Origin of the sequence: Sphingobium sp. LMC3-1-1.1, assembly GCF_040676285.1 — a bacterium.
Lineage (GTDB): Bacteria > Pseudomonadota > Alphaproteobacteria > Sphingomonadales > Sphingomonadaceae > Sphingobium.
This window is the reverse complement of sequence record NZ_JBEGHQ010000059.1, coordinates 1-533: the sequence shown is the minus strand read 5'-3', so window position 1 is coordinate 533 and position 533 is coordinate 1. Positions and strand designations below refer to the sequence as shown.

The 533-nt window shown below is 58.3% G+C and carries 1 protein-coding gene; it reads right to left on the bottom strand.

Going from position 1 to position 533, the window contains the following annotated elements:
* The coding region (locus tag MRBLMC3_RS23130; RefSeq protein ID WP_363829462.1) for a DUF4142 domain-containing protein at positions 1-346 on the bottom strand (346 nt) is incomplete at its 3' end.
* Between the last annotated feature and the right edge of the window lie 187 nt (positions 347-533).

The window sequence follows — 533 nt, the reverse complement described above, 5'->3', positions numbered from 1 at the left end:
ACAGGCGAGTGCTGGGCCGGGCGATCTTGCGCTGGTCGTTGCTCAGCGACGCCATCAGCGTCTGCTGGGAGGTCTGTGATTCCGAAATGATGCGCCGGGCATAGTCCTTGACATCGCTGCGTTGCGAACGCGTCAGGCTGAGGCGGCTTGCCGCAATCTGGAACCCATTGGCATCGGAGGCGGCGGCGGAGAAAGCTGGGCCGTCCAGACCATGGATCGGAGCGGCGCCCACATTCATGCTCGAATAGCTGCCCGTGGTAGCCGGCGTCGTGGACTGGGCTGCCGCAATAGTCGCGGCGCCGAGTGCTGCCGTCCCGACGAGGACGGCGAAAACGTTATGTTTCATGGTGTTATTCCTTACAGACGCGGCATCCACAGGCTTTTGCCTGTGGGAAGTTGGCGTCTGTTGTTGGGCTGGAAACGCACCATCCAGGATGGAAAGGCATCGCTTGGAGCATTCAGACAACGATCCGCACGTGACAATGTTACGGTCGGCAGATTTTATTTTTATTTTTCGCGCTAATATCATGAAT